We start from the raw sequence: 15,977 nt of genomic DNA, 5'->3' as shown, positions 1-15,977 counted from the left end.
TCACTTTGCATTTTGGCCTCTCTTGACTCCGATTATGGATTTGATTGAAACGTCAATATTTTCAAGAGGATGCCTTGAAGCTTGACGTGTCCCTGGGGGGACACCTTACCTATTTCCTCTATCTGACCATAAATTTACTTATCTCTCCTGAACTCCCCAAACCCACCCCCGCCCGGCGTATGAATCTCCAAACGATCACCGGGGTTGACCTCCCCCTGATAGCGGCCTGGGAGGGTTTCTTTGAAGCCGTCGTTGTGGATCAGGCGGTTTATTCCGGGTTTTCCTGGGGTTCCGCCTGCCAGGCCGAAGGGGGATAGCTTGCGGCGTTCGCTGAGCAGGGTGATGGTGAGGGGGGTGTTGAAACGGAAGCTGCGGATCACCCCCTCCCCGCCTGGCCAGCGGCCGTGGCCACCTGAACCCTCTCGCAGGGCAAAACCCTCCAGGCGGATTTGGGGAAAGCGGTATTCCAGCACTTCCGGGTCGGTGATGCGGGTGTTGGTCATGTGGACTTGTACGCCGCTGGCGCCAGCCCCGCCCTGGATCGCCCCCGAGCCGCCAGCAATCGTTTCATAATATTGCGCACCTTGGCCATCCGGGGCTCCGAACAGAAAATTATTCATCGTCCCCTGGGACGCCGCAGCCACCCCCAGCGCTCCATAGAGAACATCCACCACCCTTTGGGAGGTCTCCACATTGCCGCCGGAGACGGCCACCCCCGGGCCGGGGTTGAGCATGGTGTTTTCGGGGATGTGGATCTCAATCGCCTCCAAGCAACCATCGTTCAGGGGAATCTCACCCGCAATCAGGGTGCGAAACACGTAGAGAACGGCTGCTCTTACTACCGCTGGGGGGGCGTTCAGGTTTTGGGGGTGGGGGGGAGCGGTGCCGGAAAAATCGACGCGGGCTTTGGGGTTTCCTGAAGCATCCCGGCTCACCTCAATCCCCACTGCCAACACCGAACCATCATCCATCCGATCCTGAAAGCGTCCCTGCCAGATCTCAGCCTCCCCCAACCGCCTGGAGAGAGCTTCTGCCATGGCAGAACGGGCGTTTTGGCGCATGTGGTCCATATAAGCTGTCACCACTGGATCCCCCGCGTGGTCACACAGCCGGTTCAGCTCCTCGATACCGTGATTGTTGGCGGCAATCTGGGCCTTCAAGTCGGAAAGCCGTTCTTTTAAATTGCGGGCGGGATAGGGGGGGGTGTTGAGAATTTTTTCCACCTCCTCAGCGAGAAACATGCCCCCCCGCACCGCAAGCAGATTTGAAAACACCACCCCCTCCTCCACCAAGCGCCTGGCAAAGGGGGGCATGGAGCCGGGGACGATGCCGCCGATATCCGCATGGTGGCCCCTCGAAGCGACGTAAAACAGGGGCTGATCGTTACGGAATACCGGAGAGATCACCGTCACATCGGGTAGGTGGGAGCCCCCCCGGTTGGGATCGTTGCTGATATAAACATCCCCCGGTTGGATGCCGCCGGTTTCCGAATCCTCTCCTGCCCGCTCCCGAATCAAATAACGCACCGTCTCTCCCATCGCCCCCAGATGGACTGGGATATGGGGAGCGTTGGCGATCAAGCGACCTTGACCATCAAACAGCGCACAGGAAAAATCCCACCGTTCTTTGATATTCACCGAATGAGCGGTGCGGGCCAAAGTCTCCCCCATGCGAGCGGCGATCCCCATAAAGCGATGATTGAACAGTTCCAACAAAATCGGATCCAGGCGGGTGGTCACCCTCTCCCGAATCGACTGTTTCAAGAGCAAGGTCAGCAAAACCTCCCCACTCTCCCCAATCCGGCTCACCGTGAGATCAAAACCAGGCTCCACCACAACCACGGAGTGGGGCTCACAGATGAGGAGGGGGCCGGTGACTTTCATCCCAGGCCTAAGCGAAGAGCGCTCATGAACCGGTGTCTCTTGAGAGGTTTCAAACCCTTCGAACCAAACCGAGACTTGAGTAATCGGTTTCGGAGGAGCCCTTGAAAACACCACAGTGCTGGGAGGGGATATCTGGGAATCTGCTGCCAAGGGTCCACCATCCCTCCCCGGCTCCTTGGCTTCGATCACCTCTACCCGCAGGTTCACCAACTCCAATGCCCCATCCGGAGGATCAAATCCATAGTGTTGCCGATGGGCCTCCTGGAAGCGTTGGGTCAATGGCGCCACATCGGGGCTGAAGGAAATAGTCAGGTGGCTGTCAGCCCCCAAGCTTCTGAGATCCACCTCGATGCGTTGGTCGATGGGCGTCTCTGGAGCAAGCCCCGCTTCCTCACACATCTTTTGGCTGAGAATGGCCGCTTCCTGATCAGCCCGATGGGCCGCACCGGCTAACATCTCTTGATCCACCCGCCCCAAAAGCGTCACCACCCGGCTGCGACGATGGCTGGCCCGCGCCATGCCATAAGCGGAGAGGAGACCTGCCAGGGGGTGAATATGGATGCGCTGAATGCCCAGATGACGGGCGATACCACAGGCGTGCTGCCCCCCAGCCCCGCCAAAGCTGATCAAGCCGTGGTGGCGCAGGTCAAACCCTCGGGCAATGGAGAGGGCTTTGATGGGGCGCCCCATGGTTTCGTTGGCGATGCGGACAAACCCCAACGCCAGCTGCTCCACGCTCATCAACTCCCCGGTCGCCGCCAGCACCTCCCGGGAGAGCGCTTCGAAACGATTTCGGGACGCTTCAGGATCCAGCGGGCCATCCCTCCCCGGGCCAAACACCTGGGGAAAAAAACGGGGCACAATCCGCCCCAACAACAGATTGGCATCGGTGATGGTGGCAGGCCCCCCCAATCCATAACAGGCAGGCCCCGGATCCGCCCCGGCCGAGTCAGGCCCAACAGCCAGCTTGCGGCCATCAAAATGAAGAATGGAGCCCCCACCAGCCGCGACGGTCTCCACATGCAGCATGGGGGCTTGATAGCGAATCCCAGCGGTCTCCACTTCCAGCACCCGGGTGAGCTGGCCATCATAGCGGCAGACATCGGTGGAGGTGCCCCCCATGTCAAAACCGATCACCTCCCCCTCCCGGGCCTCCTCCGCCACTCCAGCCACCCCCAGCACCCCGCCAGCCGGTCCCGAAAGAATGGCATCCTTGCCGGTAAACCCTTTCGGATGGAGCAGGCTTCCGGAAGAACTCATGAACAGTAGCGGAATCTCCCCGGTCCATTTTTGTACCCCCCGGGCATAGTCGAGCAACACCGGGGTGAGGTAGGCATCCACCAGGGTGGTGCGGCCCCGTCCGACAATCTGAATCAGGGAGAGGGTTTTGTGGGAAACCGAAATATGGGTAAAACCGAAAGAGCGGGCGAGCCGGGCTGCTTGTTCCTCGTGTTGGGGATTTTTCCAGGCGTGGAGAAACACGATAGCCAGCGAAGTAATCCCCTGCTCCCGAAGCTGGGAAAACGACTCAAGCAGCCGGGTTTCATCCAGAGGGGTAATCACCGCCCCATCCGCCCCCATGCGCTCCTGCACCTCCACCACGCAGTTGTAGAGCAGCTCCGGTTTTTGGATGTTGAGCGCAAACAGGTCCGGTCTCTGCTGGTCGCCTATTTCCAGAAGATCCCGAAAGCCGTGGGTGATGACCAACCCCGTCGCCTCCCCCTTGCGCTCCAAAAGGGCGTTGGTGGCCACCGTCGTCCCCAGGCGAATCCAGGCGATGCGTTCCCTGGGCAGGGGGTTTCCCGGGGGGATATTTAAAAATCGGCGGATGCCTTCAATCGCGGCATCGTCGTATTGATCAGACTGGGAGAGAAGCTTGCGGGGGTGGTGGCGACCCTGGGGATCGATGGCGATAAGATCGGTGAAGGTGCCCCCCCGATCCACGGCAAACTTCCAGGTTCCATCCATGGGATGGCTATTTTCGGTGGGGTGACTATTTTCGGCGAAGGGGGGATTCACTTTTTAGGCGGATAATCGAGCCAAATGGTCACCGGGCCATCGTTGGTAAGCCCCACCTGCATATCTGCACCGAATTCGCCACAGAAGACGGGAATATCCATCCCCCTCAGCCCCGCCACGAATCGGTCAAACATTTTTTCAGCCTGCTCCGGCTCCTCGGCAGGACCAAAGGAAGGGCGATATCCCCGGGAGAGTTCCGCCGCCAGGGTAAACTGGGAGACCGCCAAGATCTCTCCACCGATCTCCTTTACCGAGCGATTCATGCGCCCCTGCTCATCGGGAAAAATCCGCAAGCCTCCTACCTTGCGCACCATTCGTTCCAGCTCGGGCTCGCCATCTCCCCGCACCACAGCCACAAAAACCAGCAAGCCCCGATCAATACGGGCGATGGTCTCTCCCCCCACATCCACCTGGGCACGGCTGACACGCTGGACCAATCCTTTCACGCTTTTGAACCCTTAAGAAGGAGGCGTAGCCAGAGCTGCATCGATTACATCAAGAACCTGCTGGGAAGTAAACGGCTTGGAAAGGGTTTGGGAGACCCCCATTTTTTCGGCGGCTTGCAGGCTGGTTTTGGCACTCAGGATCATGCCACCCCCTGACAGGCCGATAATTTTGACCCCGGGATGGCTGTCGGCCAGCTCCCGGATCACTGCCAAGCCATCTTTTTCCGGCATGAGAATATCGGTGATCACCAGATCCACCGAGGTGGACTCAAGCAGACGCATCCCCTCATCCCCACCATCGGCTACCAAAATTTCATGGCCGACCGCCTCAAGGATGGTGCGTAAAAGGACTCGTACCGCCTCATCATCGTCTATGACCAGCAGTTTGGCCACGCTCCCCCCCTGGGATACTGGAATGCCTGGATTAAAAAATAGCCTGAAAAGCCCAATATAATGGCAAAAGGCTGCTGTGTGGAGCCCCCGTGTTTACACGCATTCTGATATCGATAAAACGGACTGTTATAGAAGCGTCAGGCGCTTACATTTCAGATGGGACCGGTTGCGCCTCAGCTGTTTTTTTCCACCCGAGCGCAAAAAACATAACCGGCACTACGGACGGTTTTGATAAGTATGGGATTTTTTGGGTCGTCGCCCAAGCGTCGGCGCAACCGGCTCACCTGCATGTCGATGGTGCGATCAAAGGGTTCAATCTCTCGGCCATGGGAAAGGTCCAGGAGTTGATCACGGCTCAAAACCCGGTTGGGATGATTCAGAAAGATGCGCAGCAGGTTGAATTCGCTGCCACTTAAGGGAACCGTCTCGCCATCGGGGGTATAGAGCTGTCGGGAGGGGCCGTCCAGGGTCCAACCGGCAAAGCGAAAGGTCAATATTTCGTTTTGTTCCAGGGCATCGTTGGGCAGGGAACGGGCGCGCCGGAGAACACTTTTGACCCGGGCCAGGAGTTCCCGGGGGTGGAAGGGTTTTGGCAGATAGTCATCGGCACCCATCTCCAGACCGATGATACGGTCCATCTCCTCCCCACGGGCGCTCAGCATCACCACCGGTATGTTGGAGCGGGAGCGCAGGTTTCGGCACAAGGTGAGCCCATCTTCACCGGGCAGCATCAGATCCAGGACGATAAGATCCACATGGCTCTTGTCCAAAATTTTTTTCAGGCCCAGACCATCCCCGGAGGAACTGACCCGAAACCCGTTTTTTTCCAGATAGTTTCCGACAAGCCGGCAGATTTCCGGATCGTCATCCACAATCAGAATGTGGTCAGAGGAGGAGGACATGTTTTCAGCATTTCATAATAAATGGCCAGACTGCATTGAGGCGACACTGTCGTGAATATGCACCGAATCATCCCCAACCGCAAGAAGTGGTCCGCACCCCGCAAAAATCCCCGAGGAAAATGACCACCACTGAAATCAAACGTAAGTCACTTCAACCCGATCCAGATAGTCCCTGAGGTCATCGATCCCCTTCTGGATATCCGCCTCATTTTGGTCTCTTGCAGCCATTTCGATAAGACGACCAATATCGGTGATGGCATCAAATCCATAACCGGCACCAGAGCCTTTCATCCGGTGACCGATGACTTGCAAGGCAGAAAAATCCTTGTTTTTCAAAGCTTCAGGTAGATTCAGCAAATCTTTTTGCCGATTTGCCAGGTAGCCCGGGGTGATATCCTCCAGATCACTGTCGATGCTTACCTTGATTCGGTCAGGCGAAGACGCCATGAAAAACTCCTTTTTCACTTAAACGATTGAAAATGGGTACCCGTACTTGGAACCCTCGCCCCCCCAGGAACGTTTGCCATTCCACTCAGGAGCACCGGTTCCAAATTCAACAATTTGTAACATATTAACGTCACCCCCAGGCCTATGTCACCATTTGTAAACCCGGGAGAAGCAGAAAAAAAATACGCTGGTGCTTCTTGGTAAACACAATCTAAACTAGCTTACACAGTTCAGCAATTGCTATAAATATTGGTAGAATAAACCTCTTTCTACACTGGTAAAAATGACTTTTCCACAGACCAAATTTGCCTCCATCAGCCGATTTCATCACGCCTATATCCAGGAGATCCATCAAGCCCTGGCTTCCCTGGACGATCAGGCCCTGCAAGCCGCTGCTGATCTTCTGGAAGGGGTGATCCGGCAACGAAAATGGATTTTCACCTGTGGTAACGGCGGCTCTGCGGCCATTGCCAACCACTGTCTCTGCGATTTTGGCAAAGGGGTCCGGACCCATACCCCCTTGAAACCCAGGGTCTCCGCCCTGAGCGCCCATATCGAATCCATTACCGCCATCGCCAACGATATGGACTATGCCGACATTTTTGCCCATCAACTCGCCAGCCTGGCCTCCCCCGGCGATCTTCTGATCACCATCAGCGCTTCGGGGAACTCAGAAAATGTTGTGAGAGCCGCCCAGTGGGCCAGGGAAAACCAGCTCCACACCCTGGCACTCACCGGTTTTAACGGCGGCCGTCTGAGGGAAATGGCCCAATACCCCCTCCACATCAAAGCGGATAATTACGGTGTTATCGAGGACAGCCATCAGGCGATTTTGCACATGTTGGCTCAGTATATCCGTCAAAAACATATGGATGAGGACAGAGTGGCCGCGGAAAAATTTTAACCGGTGGCGCTGGGAAGGGGGGCTACTGAATTGGCTGGAGGGTATCTGCTGGTGGGAGTGTGCCGACCGGCAAGACCAGAACCGACCTGATCACGACACTGACTGCCTGAAAAAAGAGGGAAAAAAACTGAATTACACAAAAAATATTGGATGATCAATCTGTTAACAAATAAAGTCCCCTAACCCGAAAAACGTTCCCAATCCCCCGGGGTATCCACATCCCACTGCCCGGGGATTTCCACCCAAGGCCAACCGAGAGCCTGAAACTTGCTGCGGGTGGCCTGGGCGACCCGATCACTGCCCCAGGGAATATGGCTGAAAAGATCCGGTGAGGTTTGGGTGAGACCCAGAAGCACATATCCCCCATCCTCTGACGGAGCCAACAGCGCCTGGTTATTTTTCAAAATCGCCTCGGCCTGATCCAACACCGCTCCAGTCATCGAAACCCCATCCCCCCCCAGCAAAAGCACCCCCCGAGCCTCTTTGAGCCCGTAATCGGCAATCACTTGCAGGCGCTCTCCAAGATGACCCGGGGGCTGGGGAAAAAGATGTCCCTCCGGGGCGACCTGCTGAAACAGGGTGTGGTGGCAATCCGGGGCACACCAAAGATTGAAGCGACGTTCCGGCTTGGCTTGGCACCAGGAACGGGCCACCCCTGCTACATGGGTGAGAAGTGCAATCTGCGCCTCTGCGGCACCTTCAGGCCCCAAGCGGGGGATCAAGCGTGTTTTGGCATAACCTGGCAGTGGCGCTTTGCCCAGAAGATTGAGGGAGATCAGCAGCACCCACCCCCAGGGGTACAGGCATTGTCTCCCTTTAGACCAGCGATCCCGGCACCATCGGAGCCCACTGAACCTCCTCGGGTGATAACGGGATCACGCCGAGTACCTGGAGGGGCTGTAAAGGGTGTTGGTAAAAGGGGTTTGGCCGGAGAGAGACGAACAAACTGATCGGCAAATACCCCTTCCCCCAAGCGGTTGAAGACCTCTTCAGAAACCGCAATCCGCACCCCGGCAGGATAACGATTGCCCAGCTCATCTTCCACCACCGCCAGGGGGCCTCGGTAAATCACCCCGTGCCCCCGTTCGGTCTGGCGGTGAATGGGACTTTTGACCGCAGTCAGGGTGGCCGAACGAAATTCGATTCCCTCTACCACCTGCCAGGGAGCTGCATCCCACTTGTCGTAGGTCACCCCCACAAAACCGACCTCTTGAAAGGCCGCCACAAATCCAGCTTCGTCAAAGGAGCCGGAAATACAGCCGCTCCAGAGAGTGGGATCCTGTTTTAATGTTTCCGGAACCGGCACGTCAGAGACGATATCCGATATGGCCACCCGCCCCCCGGGCTTCACCACCCGATAGATTTCCTCAACCAGCTGCCGCTTTTGACGATCATCCACCAGATTGAGCACACAGTTGGAAACCACCAGATCGACGCTGTTATCCGGGATCATGGGATTATTCTGGCGGGTTTGATCCTGCCAGGCTTGAAAGGCGTCAGCAGAGGCCAGATCGGTCACCGGATGCTCTTTCAAATATGCCGCCATGCGGTCGAGATCCAGAGCCAGATCCTGAATGCGGCCTTTATGAAAGCGCACCCGATCCTCGCCCAACACCTGGGCCATCTCCCCCTGGTGGTTTCTGGCCAGAGCCAACATGTCGTCGTTCATATCGACCCCGATAATCTGCCCTCCCTTTCCCACCAACTGGGCGGCCATATAGCAGATTTTGCCCCCGCCGGAGCCGAGATCAAGAACGGTCTCTCCCCCCCGGACATATCGTGAAGGATCCCCACAGCCATAATCCCGGTCGATGATTTCCCGGGGAAGAATTTTCAATAGATCCTGATCATAATCCACCGGACAGCACAGGGCCGCCTCAAACTCTTTGGCACCCTGGGAATAACGCTCTTTGACGTGGGACTCCATGGTCATGGTGAATCTTCAACCTCCGTGTTGTTTCATGAATGCCTTCACTGTTTTCATGAAGGCTGGCAGCTTGTGCAGAGCCAGAATAGCCGTCATGTTGCTCCGATGGTCCCGTCCCCACCAGCCCGACCAGGTCTCGCCTGCCGGGACATCCTTGGCCACACCCGTAGCCGCGCCGATACGGGCTCCGGCACCGATGGTCACATGGGGAACGACCCCCGCCTGCCCCGCCAAAATCACCCCTGGTCCGATCCGGCACGAGCCGGAAACACCCGCCTGGGAAACAATCACCGAATGATCCCCCACTTCGACATTGTGAGCAATCTGGACCTGATTGTCGATCTTGACACCATGACCGATACGGGTCTCTCCAAATCGTGCCCGATCAATGGTGGTGCAGGCCCCCACCTCCACGTCGTTTCCGATTCGCACGATACCCAGGTGGGGAATGCGCTGATGCCTGCCATCGACAAACTCATAACCAAAGCCATCCGCCCCCACCACCCCATTGGAGTGGATGATACAGCGTTCACCGATGATACAACGGGCATGAATCACGGCTCCGGCATGGATCACCGTGTCTGCCCCCACTTGCACCTCGGCGCCCAAAACCGCTCCAGGCCCCACTGAGACGTTGGGCCCCAATTTGGCTGTCTCATCCACAAAGGCCCCAGGGTGGATACCGGAAACAGTTAGCTCAGATGCGCCCAACAGCAATCCGGCCCGCCCGGCATCCAACGCTGGCGCCTGGCTCAACAACACAGGCTTCCCCAGCTGCTGCAACTGGGCGCTGTGGGAATCAGCCAAATCCGCCAAAATCAACAGCGCACCGGCTTGGTTGTCGCGGCTCAACCATTTGGCCTCGGAGATGAAAGAAAGGTCATCAGACGTGGCGCTCTCCATGGGAGCAACCCCTCTGATTTCCACCTCCTCACCCTGATGATCCAACCCCAACAAATCACCCAGTTCTGATATTTTCATCGCCATTGTTCCCTTTCCATGACGGATGTAGCCAACAAACAGCGCCCGATCCGAACGATCCACCGGACAGCAGGGATCTCTCCACTCAAGAAGGTGCGAACTGAATCTATTTCATGCCCAAAGAAGCCACGCGGCACCATTCTCTTCAGGCCTCGCCTGGTTCCACGCGCCTGCCGTGATGCTTGGAGTGAATGGATACATGGGCCAATAGTCCCATGGAGAGCATCACCGTCACCATGGAACTGCCACCATAACTGACCAGGGGCAGAGGAATGCCCACCACCGGCAGAAGCCCGATCACCATGCCCAGATTGATCACCACCTGAAATCCAAAAAGGGCCGTCACCCCTGCTGCCAGCAGCAAACCAAAACGATTGTGAGCGCTGGAAGCGATATAAAGCCCCCGCAGGATAATCAGGGCATAGAGAAAAAGCAGCGCCACACTGCCCAAAAAACCCCACTCCTCAGCCAGCACCGAAAAGATAAAATCGGTGTGTCGCTCCGGCAAAAAATTGAGTTGACTCTGACTTCCGCCCAAAAACCCCTTGCCCGTAAGCCCCCCCGATCCGACGGCAATTTTGGACTGGATAATGTGATATCCCGCCCCCAAGGGGTCTCTTTCCGGAAAAAACAGGGTCATGATCCGTTGTTTTTGATAATCGTGCAAGACGTTCCAGATCATGGGCAGCGAAGCCCCCAGGGCAACCAGGGTCGCCAGTAGCCATTTCCAGGGTAGACCAGCCACAATAATCACCGCCACACCCACCGCTGCCACCAGCACCGCCGTCCCCAGGTCGGGCTGCTTGATGATCAGGACGAAGGGGGCTGCCAAAATCAGCAGTGGCACCCAGATATCCCTGATGGTGAGATTGGCCGAGACGGAGCGGTCGTGAAAATAACGGGAGAGGGCCAATACCACAGCCAGCTTCATAAATTCCGACGGTTGCAGGCGGATGAAAGAGAGATCCAGCCAACGCCTGGCCCCCATGCCCATACTGCCGGTTACCGCTACCCCGATCAGCATCAGCAGCACCACGATGTAGAGGATATAGGCGTAGCGTCGATAGAGATTTTCAGCGCCAAAGAGAACAATCACCGCCATCAAGGCGAGCCCTACCATAAAACGAGCCCCCTGGCGCAACAGCAGGTGCACATTGTCCCACCCCCCCACTGCCGAATAGAGGGTGGCCAACCCCACACACACCGTAATGGTGAGAAATATCAACAGCACCCAGGGAAAGCGCTGCAGTCGCTCCCCCAGCACCAGGGAGCCATCCCCATCAAAGCCAAAAAATTTATTCCAACTAAACCCCACTGGCCCGCACCCTCTCTATGGCCTGATGATTCCCCACCTGCCACTCACTTTCCTCGCATCGATCCCTTATCCTACCTTGCCCCCTCATGATCCAACCCTTCCCCATCGGGCCTCTTCCTTCACGCCCCCCCTTGTCCATCTCCTCCCCCTTCCCCCTCCCCCAGCCCTTGGGCAGCCGCTTTTCTGGCAAAGTAACGGTCAAGAATCGATTTGGCCACCGGGGCTGCCGTAGAGGCTCCGGAACCGCCGTGCTCCACCACAATGGAGATGGCAATTTCAGGCTGATCCACCGGGGCATAGGCCACAAAAAGGGCATGATCCCGGTGCAGGGGGTTGTCACTCTTGATCACCTTGCCGCTCTCCTTGCGCCGGTGACGAACCACCTGGGATGTACCGGTCTTGCCAGCAGCCCGGACATGCTCGGGACGGGCCTTCAGAGCCGTACCCATGGGACCGTTCAGCACCTCTTCCAGACCATCCTTGACCAGGGCCAGGTGCGCCTGATTCAGATTGGCAAAGCCCAGCACCTCGGGGAGTTGATTGGGCTTGTGACGAATCAGGCTGGGTCGAAACAGAGTACCGCCATTGGCAATGGTAGCGATCATATTGGCCAGTTGCAGGGGGGTGGCCAACATATAGCCCTGACCGATGGCCGAAATGAGTGTTTCCCCCGGATACCATGGTTTGCCATAACGCGCCCGCTTCCAGGAACGGGAAGGCACCAGTCCGGAGCGCTCCCCAGCCAGATCAAGACCGGTGGAATCCCCCAAACCCAGGCGACGGGCAAAGCGTTCGATGGCGTTGATACCGACTTTTTCCGCCAGGCGATAAAAATAGACGTCGCAAGATTGGGCCAGGGCCTGTTTAAGATCCATCCGACCATGTCCTCGACGTTTCCAACAATAAAAACGATGATCCTGACGGGTGATGTGGCCACCGCAATAAAAACGCTCCCCGGAATCCACCTTCTCATCCGCCAGAGCCGCCAGAGCCACCACTATCTTGAAGGTGGAACCCGGGGGATATTGCCCGCCGATGGCCTTGTTGGAGAGAGGACGACGGCGGTCGTTGACCAGCTTGCGCCACTGTTTGCCGCTAAACCCCCGGATAAACTGGTTGGGATCGTAGGCTGGCTGACTGGTCATGGCGAGTATTTCGCCGGTATTGGGATTCATCGCCACCACTGCCCCGGCATTGTCCCCGATAGCCTCTTCGGCATCCCTTTGCAGATCGGTATCCAGGGTCAGGTGCAAATCTTCCCCGGGGGTTGGGGGAGTTTGGTTCAGTTCCCGCACCTGACGCCCCAGGGCATTCACCTCCACCTCCCGGATCCCCTCCACCCCCCGCAGGTTGGATTCGTGTCGGCGCTCCATGCCGGTCTTGCCCACCAGATCCCCGGAACGAAAAGGAATATGAGGAAATTTTTTGCGATCCTTGTCGTTGACACTCCCCATGTAACCCAATACATGGGCTGCCAAGGGACCGAAGGGATAGTGGCGCAAGGATTGAATCTGTAGCGTGGTCCCGGGAAAGGTGTGAATCCGCGCCTCAATTCGGCTCAACTCCGCCCAGGTCAGGTGGGATTTGACATTCAGAGGCAAAAAAGAGGATTGGCGCCGCGCCTGATCCAACACCTTGTGGATCTCCTCACTACTCATATCCAAAAAGGGCTTGAGCCGCTGTAGGAGCCGTTCCAGACCACCGCTCAACTCCGGGGTGACCATCAAACGGTAGTCAGGACTGTTTTCCACCAATATTTGGCCATGACGTCCCAGAATCCGCCCCCGCAAGGCCGGGACCGGTTGCAGGCTGATACGGTTGTTTTCCGCCAGATCCCGATAATCCCCCCCCTTCATCACCTGCAGGTGAAAAAGCCGCCCCCCGATCACCGAAAAGAGCAGCGCGTTGCCTGCGCCGATGATGACCAGACGGCGACGGGCATCCACAAAAAACTGTTCGTTTTCGTTGGGAAGCACGTCAGGCTCTCCGGCCCGACAGCAGATGACAGCAGAGGAGGTCAGATCTGGATGAGTGACGTCTATTCAGGGAATCGCAGGAGAGCACGTCAGGCCTCGATAAGGGGGGTGTTTTCCTTGTCAACAGCATCAGCCCCCCCCCCGACCCAAATCTGCTGGAGCCATACCAGGATGGTCACCGTCACCGGGGCCAACAACACCGAGGCAAGCGGACGCCCAAAAAACAGGGACCAGCGCACCTGGGGCCCCTGCATGAGCATCATCAACCCCCACTGAACCGCCTGATCCAACACAACCAGGAGCAGGAATACCGGCAACAGGATCAAAAAATCGATCCCCCTGAGCCGCCGGGCCAGATGGTCCACCAGCAATACCAGCAAGCTTTTGGAGAGGGCATTCAAGCCCAAGGGAGTACCCGAAACCGCATCCACCGCCAGCCCTGCCAAAAAAGCCGCCCCCACCCCTACCCGATCCGGTTGGTAAAGCCGCCAGTAAACCAGGCAGATCAAAACCAGATCGGGACGCAGAATGGACCAGGCATAAAAAGGCAGTGCGGCCTCTTGTAGAGCCACGGCAAAAATCAGCGTGATGGTGGGAAACCAAGGGATGATCAGGGCGGAAATCACGGTGTGGCTACTGGATGCAGTGCCTTGTCCCTGGCGGGTTGGAGATCGGCAGAGTGGGTGTCGGCTGTCAGGGAAAATCCAGAACCGGTGATAACGGCGGGGGATAGCGGGCTCTCCAGAGGCAGAAGCAGCCGCACCTCTTCGATACGGTCAAAATCCACAGCAGGCTGGAGGATGATCCGCTGAAAAAGGCCCTGACCATCTGCCGTGATTCCCACCACACGACCGACACGCAATCCCTTGGGAAAAATCCCCCCCAAACCGGAGGTAATCAGGAGATCGCCCGAGCGGATATCAGCCTGCTTGGGGACAAATTCAAGCCCCAAAGAGCCGTCGTTGCGTCCAGCGGCAATCCCACGGGTTCGGGATCGTTCCACCAGTACCGGCACCCGGGAGTTGAGATCCAGGAGAGAGAGCACCAGGGAGCTGTTGACTCCCACCCGCACCGCTCGCCCCACCACCCCTTCAGCGACCGTCACCGGGGTATCCTGAGTCACACCGTGGTGGGTACCGGCTGCCAAAAGATAGGAGCGGGCAAAAGCCGAAGAGGAGTCCCCCACCACCCGGGCGGTCATATGACGATACCGGGGATCTTCGGGCATGCCGAGCAATTTGCGCAGGCGACTATTTTCCCGCTCCAGCTCCCGATTGCGTATCCCCAAAGGCCTGAGCTTGGCCAATTCCTTCTGGTAGGCCCGATTGTCATGATCCAGTTGCATCAGATCACCCACATGCTCCTGGGCGTCATGGAGAGCCTGGATAGGGGAGGAAAAAAGACGCTGCAAGGGGGCCATCACCTCCAATACCGTAGAGTGGAGGGGGGCAATTTCACGGGAGCCGGTACGAACGGAAAAAAGCAGAAAAAAAGCGGCCACCACGACCGTAAAGGCCACCAGGCCGTGGCGTTTTTCTTTCAGGAGAGTGAGCAGGGCGTGCACGATATCGGACGCCGTTGGCGGTTACCGGTCCATGAGGATGTCGGACCAGGAATCCAACTCCTCCAGGGCCTTGCCGGAACCCATCACCACACAGGAGAGAGCCTCCGGAGCGACGATGACCGGTAAACTGGTCTCCTCGGAGAGGAGCTGATCGAGACCTCGCAGCAGTGCGCCGCCGCCGGTCAAAACAATCCCCCGATCGACGATGTCACCTGCCAGCTCTGGGGGCGTTCTTTCCAGAGCCACCCGCACCCCTTCGACGATGGAATTGATGGGTTCGGAGAGGGCATCGAGAATCTCAGGGTCGGTGATGATTTGATGTTTGGGCACTCCTTTAACCAGATCCCGTCCCTTCACCTCCACGTCGATGCGCTCTTCCATGGGGTAGGCTGAACCGATCTGAATTTTGATATTTTCTGCCGTGGACTCACCGATCAGCAATGAATATTTGCGCCGCACATGGGCAATGATCGCCTCATCCATCTTATCCCCTCCAACCCGAATGGAGCGGGAATAGACAATTCCTCCCAGGGAAATAATGGCGACTTCGGTGGTTCCCCCACCGATATCAATCACCATGCACCCGGTGGGTTCGGTCACCGGCAGACCTGCACCGATGGCCGCTGCCATGGGCTCTTCGATCAACTGCACTTCCCGGGCACCGGCGCTGTCGGCTGATTCGCGGATCGCCCGCCGTTCCACCTGGGTCGCACCATGGGGCACGCACACCACGATCCGGGGGGCAGGTGCCAGGAAGGAGATCCGCCGCTGACTGTGAACCTTGCGGATAAAATCCTTCAGCATCGCTTCGGTGACGGTAAAATCAGCGATCACCCCGTCACGCATGGGCCGGATGGCCACGATGTGACCTGGAGTGCGCCCCAGCATGCGTTTGGCTTCATTACCCACCGCCAATACCCGACGCGAACCCCGGGAGCCTTCGTGAATCGCCACCACGGAAGGTTCCGAAAGAACCACCCCCTTGCCCCGTACATAGACCAGGGTGTTGGCGGTTCCCAGATCGATGGCCATGTCCGTTGAGAACTTGCCCATCAATTTGCCAAGCCAACCAAAGCCGAACATAGCCAATCGTTCCCTCGTCAATAAAGATATCCGTAGCCTTGCGACCTGGCAAAAAACTGCCCCGCCCTGAATGACCGATCATGACGGATACCTTATTTGGTGTACCAAGGAACAGGATTCGGTCTGTCTTTGGCAAT

At 57.4% G+C, this 15,977-nt stretch carries 14 protein-coding genes; 1 reads left to right on the top strand and 13 read right to left on the bottom strand.

What is annotated here, in order from left to right:
* Positions 1–134: 134 nt before the first annotated feature.
* The 5 genes from HQL52_13835 to HQL52_13815 all read right to left on the bottom strand — a co-directional run bounded on the left by HQL52_13835 (position 135) and on the right by HQL52_13815 (position 6,090).
* Complete coding sequence (locus HQL52_13835; protein MBF0370529.1) at positions 135–3,827, bottom strand: hydantoinase B/oxoprolinase family protein; 3,693 nt, start codon at positions 3,825–3,827, stop codon at positions 135–137.
* A gap of 71 nt (positions 3,828–3,898) precedes the next feature.
* Positions 3,899–4,348 carry a D-tyrosyl-tRNA(Tyr) deacylase gene (locus HQL52_13830; protein ID MBF0370528.1) on the bottom strand — a complete coding sequence of 150 codons (450 nt, stop codon included), beginning with the start codon at positions 4,346–4,348 and terminating at the stop codon, positions 3,899–3,901.
* Between the two features lie 12 nt (positions 4,349–4,360).
* Positions 4,361–4,741, bottom strand: coding sequence for a response regulator (locus tag HQL52_13825; protein ID MBF0370527.1), 381 nt, complete (start codon positions 4,739–4,741; stop codon positions 4,361–4,363).
* 173 nt (positions 4,742–4,914) lie between these two features.
* Positions 4,915–5,643: a response regulator gene (locus HQL52_13820; GenBank protein MBF0370526.1), complete on the bottom strand. Its 729-nt coding sequence runs from the start codon at positions 5,641–5,643 to the stop codon at positions 4,915–4,917.
* Between the two features lie 135 nt (positions 5,644–5,778).
* On the bottom strand, positions 5,779–6,090 hold the full coding sequence (locus tag HQL52_13815; GenBank protein MBF0370525.1) for an Hpt domain-containing protein: 312 nt from the start codon (positions 6,088–6,090) through the stop codon (positions 5,779–5,781).
* 283 nt (positions 6,091–6,373) lie between these two features.
* Here HQL52_13815 and HQL52_13810 point away from each other — a divergent pair, with 283 nt between their 5' ends.
* Positions 6,374–6,994: an SIS domain-containing protein gene (locus HQL52_13810; protein MBF0370524.1), complete on the top strand. Its 621-nt coding sequence runs from the start codon at positions 6,374–6,376 to the stop codon at positions 6,992–6,994.
* A 179-nt stretch (positions 6,995–7,173) separates the two neighbouring features.
* Here the strand turns inward: HQL52_13810 and HQL52_13805 are convergent, their stop codons facing one another.
* The 8 genes from HQL52_13805 to HQL52_13770 all read right to left on the bottom strand — a co-directional run bounded on the left by HQL52_13805 (position 7,174) and on the right by HQL52_13770 (position 15,810).
* A complete protein-coding gene (locus tag HQL52_13805) occupies positions 7,174–7,779 on the bottom strand; it encodes a TIGR04282 family arsenosugar biosynthesis glycosyltransferase (protein ID MBF0370523.1) in 606 nt (201 codons plus the stop codon).
* Positions 7,770–8,927, bottom strand: a complete 1,158-nt coding sequence (locus tag HQL52_13800) for a methyltransferase domain-containing protein (protein ID MBF0370522.1) — start codon at positions 8,925–8,927, stop codon at positions 7,770–7,772. The genes HQL52_13805 and HQL52_13800 overlap by 10 nt, the downstream gene beginning before the upstream one ends.
* Before the next feature lie 9 nt (positions 8,928–8,936).
* On the bottom strand, positions 8,937–9,902 hold the full coding sequence (gene lpxD / locus HQL52_13795; GenBank protein MBF0370521.1) for a UDP-3-O-(3-hydroxymyristoyl)glucosamine N-acyltransferase: 966 nt from the start codon (positions 9,900–9,902) through the stop codon (positions 8,937–8,939).
* Between the two features lie 145 nt (positions 9,903–10,047).
* A complete protein-coding gene (gene rodA, locus HQL52_13790) occupies positions 10,048–11,217 on the bottom strand; it encodes a rod shape-determining protein RodA (GenBank protein MBF0370520.1) in 1,170 nt (389 codons plus the stop codon).
* Between the two features lie 119 nt (positions 11,218–11,336).
* Positions 11,337–13,193, bottom strand: coding sequence for a penicillin-binding protein 2 (mrdA, locus tag HQL52_13785; GenBank protein ID MBF0370519.1), 1,857 nt, complete (start codon positions 13,191–13,193; stop codon positions 11,337–11,339).
* Positions 13,194–13,282: 89 nt separating this feature from the next.
* Entirely contained in the window at positions 13,283–13,819 is a 537-nt protein-coding gene (gene mreD / locus HQL52_13780) for a rod shape-determining protein MreD (protein ID MBF0370518.1), read from the bottom strand.
* A complete protein-coding gene (gene mreC, locus HQL52_13775; protein ID MBF0370517.1) occupies positions 13,816–14,757 on the bottom strand; it encodes a rod shape-determining protein MreC in 942 nt (313 codons plus the stop codon). Before mreC ends, mreD begins: the two co-directional genes overlap by 4 nt.
* 21 nt (positions 14,758–14,778) lie before the next feature.
* Positions 14,779–15,810 carry a rod shape-determining protein gene (locus tag HQL52_13770; GenBank protein ID MBF0370516.1) on the bottom strand — a complete coding sequence of 344 codons (1,032 nt, stop codon included), beginning with the start codon at positions 15,808–15,810 and terminating at the stop codon, positions 14,779–14,781.
* Positions 15,811–15,977 lie beyond the last annotated feature (167 nt).

It is taken from the genome of Magnetococcales bacterium (assembly GCA_015232395.1).
Classification (GTDB): domain Bacteria; phylum Pseudomonadota; class Magnetococcia; order Magnetococcales; family JADFZT01; genus JADFZT01.
This window is presented reverse-complemented; position numbering and strand designations above follow the sequence as displayed.

What these genes read in the sequence shown, in the direction of transcription:
- HQL52_13820 (MBF0370526.1), bottom strand. Translation starts at nt 5,643, where the DNA reads ATGTCCTCCTCCTCTGACCACATTCTGATTGTGGATGACGATCCGGAA.
- HQL52_13815 (MBF0370525.1), bottom strand. Translation starts at nt 6,090, where the DNA reads ATGGCGTCTTCGCCTGACCGAATCAAGGTAAGCATCGACAGTGATCTG.
- HQL52_13810 (MBF0370524.1), top strand. Translation starts at nt 6,374, where the DNA reads ATGACTTTTCCACAGACCAAATTTGCCTCCATCAGCCGATTTCATCAC.
- HQL52_13800 (MBF0370522.1), bottom strand. Translation starts at nt 8,927, where the DNA reads ATGACCATGGAGTCCCACGTCAAAGAGCGTTATTCCCAGGGTGCCAAA.
- lpxD (MBF0370521.1), bottom strand. Translation starts at nt 9,902, where the DNA reads ATGAAAATATCAGAACTGGGTGATTTGTTGGGGTTGGATCATCAGGGT.
- HQL52_13770 (MBF0370516.1), bottom strand. Translation starts at nt 15,810, where the DNA reads ATGGGCAAGTTCTCAACGGACATGGCCATCGATCTGGGAACCGCCAAC.